Raw genomic sequence first — 3,006 nt, 5'->3', positions numbered from 1 at the left:
TACTGTTCAATTAGGAATAAATGGCCAGGTAGCAATCACTCCAGCTCAAATCAACAATGGTTCTTTTGACAATTGTGGAATTGCAACTTTGACTTTAGATGTCACGACTTTCACTTGTGCCAATATTGGTGCAAACAACGTGATTTTGACAATAACTGATGCAAACGGAAATGTTTCAACTGCAACAGCAATCGTGACTGTTCAAGATGTTATTCTTCCAACAGTAATTACGCAAAATATTTCAGTTCAGTTAGACGCAGACGGCCAAGCCGTAATTACACCGGCTCAAATCAACAATGGTTCGATAGATAACTGTGCGATTGCAAGCTATGCTTTAGATATCACTAATTTTACTTGTGCTAATGTTGGTGCAAATACAGTAACATTGACGGTAACAGATGTAAATGGAAATGTTTCGACTGCAACAGCAATCGTGACTGTTCAAGATTTGATTGCTCCAATTGTTATTACTCAAAATATTTCAGTTCCGTTAGATGCAAACGCTCAAGCTGTAATTACACCGGCTCAAATCAACAATGGTTCGACAGATAATTGCTCAATTGCTACATATGTTTTAGATGCAACTAATTTCACTTGTGCCAATGTTGGTCCAAATACAGTAACATTGACAGTAACAGACGTAAACGGAAATGTTGCAACAGGAACTGCAATCGTGACCGTTCAAGATGTTATTCTTCCAACAGCGATTGCGCAAAACATTACTGTTCAATTAGGAATAAATGGCCAGGTAGCAATCACTCCAGCTCAAATCAACAATGGTTCGTTTGATAATTGTGGAAATGTGACGGCAACTTTAGATGTCACGACTTTCACTTGTGCCAATATTGGTGCAAACAACGTGATTTTGACAATAACTGATGCAAACGGAAATGTTTCAACTGCAACAGCAATCGTGACTGTTCAAGATGTTATTCTTCCAACAGTAATTACGCAAAATATTTCAGTTCAGTTAGATGCAAACGGTCAAGCCGTAATTACACCGGCTCAAATCAACAATGGTTCGATAGATAACTGTGCGATTGCAAGCTATGCTTTAGATATCACTAATTTTACTTGTGCTAATGTTGGTGCAAATACAGTAACATTGACGGTAACAGATGTAAATGGAAATGTTTCGACTGCAACAGCAATCGTGACTGTTCAAGATTTGATTGCTCCAATTGTTATTACTCAAAATATTTCAGTTCCGTTAGATGCAAACGCTCAAGCTGTAATTACACCGGCTCAAATCAACAATGGTTCGACAGATAATTGCTCAATTGCTACATATGTTTTAGATGCAACTAATTTCACTTGTGCCAATGTTGGTCCAAATACAGTAACATTGACAGTAACAGACGTAAACGGAAATGTTGCAACAGGAACTGCAATCGTGACCGTTCAAGATGTTATTCTTCCAACAGCGATTGCGCAAAACATTACTGTTCAATTAGGAATAAATGGTCAAGTAGCAATCACTCCAGCTCAAATCAACAATGGTTCGTTTGATAATTGTGGAAATGTGACGGCAACTTTAGATGTCACGACTTTCACTTGTGCCAATATTGGTGCAAACAACGTGATTTTGACAATAACTGATGCAAACGGAAATGTTTCGACTGCAACAGCAATCGTGACTGTTCAAGACTTAATTGCTCCAACTGTTGTTACTCAAAACATTTCAGTTCAATTAGATGCAAACGGTCAGGCTACAATCACTCCGGCTCAAATCAACAATGGTTCGACAGATAATTGTTCGATTGCGACTTATGTATTAGATGTGACGAATTTCACTTGTGCGAATGTTGGTCCAAATACAGTAATTCTTACCGTAACAGATGTAAACGGAAATATTGGTACTGCAACAGCAATCGTGACTGTTCAAGATTTGATTGCTCCAACTGTTATTACTCAAAATATTCCAGTTCAGTTAGATGCAAACGGTCAAGCCGTAATTACACCGGCTCAAATCAACAATGGTTCATTTGACAACTGTGGAATTGCAACATATACTTTAGATATTGCAAACTTTACTTGTGCCAATGTTGGTGCAAATACAGTAACATTGACGGTAACCGATGTAAATGGAAATATTTCGACTGCACCGGCAATCGTGACTGTTCAAGATTTGATTGCTCCAATTGTTATTACTCAAAATATTACTGTTCAATTAGGAATAAATGGCCAGGTAGCAATCACTCCAGCTCAAATCAACAACGGTTCTTTTGACAATTGTGGAATTGCAACTTTGACGTTAGATGTCACTAATTTTACTTGCGTAAACGTAGGCTTAAACACTGTAATTCTTACCGTAACTGATATAAACGCAAATGTTTCGACTGCAACAGCAGTGGTAACTGTTGAAGACAATATTCTTCCAACGGTAATTGCGCAAAATATTACTGTGCATTTGAATGCTAACGGAGAATATACATTGACAACAGCCGAAGTAAATAATGGCTCTTTTGATAATTGTGGTATCGAAACACTTGGATTGTCTCAGACTTTCTTTAACTGTGCTTCAATCGGAACTACAACAACAGTAACTTTATTTGCAGTTGATGTTAACGGAAATTACGCTTCAGCAACAGCATTTATTAATGTAGCTGATACAATGGCTCCCACAGTAATTACACAAAATATTTCAGTTCAATTAGGTGCAGACGGTCAAGCAACAATCACTCCAGCTCAAATCAACAATGGTTCATTTGACAACTGTGGAATTGTAACATATACTTTAGATATTGCAAGCTTTACTTGTGCCAATGTTGGTCCAAATACTGTAACATTAACAGTAACAGACGTAAACGGAAATGTTTCAACAGGAACTGCAATCGTGACTGTTCAAGATTTGATTGCTCCAGCGGCAATTTCTCAAAACATTACTGTTCAATTAGGAATAAATGGCCAGGTAGCAATCACTCCAGCTCAAATCAACAACGCTTCTTTTGATAATTGTGGAATTGCAACTTTGACTTTAGATATCACTAATTTTACTTGTGCCAA

Annotated in this window: 1 protein-coding gene; it reads left to right on the top strand. The window is 37.5% G+C overall.

The window, feature by feature from the left end:
* A partial coding sequence (locus EG849_RS15670) for a beta strand repeat-containing protein (RefSeq protein WP_394336498.1) occupies positions 1-3,006 on the top strand: 3,006 nt, incomplete at both ends.

It is taken from the genome of Flavobacterium macacae (assembly GCF_003865365.1).
Classification (GTDB): Bacteria; Bacteroidota; Bacteroidia; order Flavobacteriales; family Flavobacteriaceae; genus Flavobacterium; species Flavobacterium macacae.
Note: the sequence above shows the minus strand (reverse complement) of the source record. Positions and strands in the feature narration are given on the sequence as shown.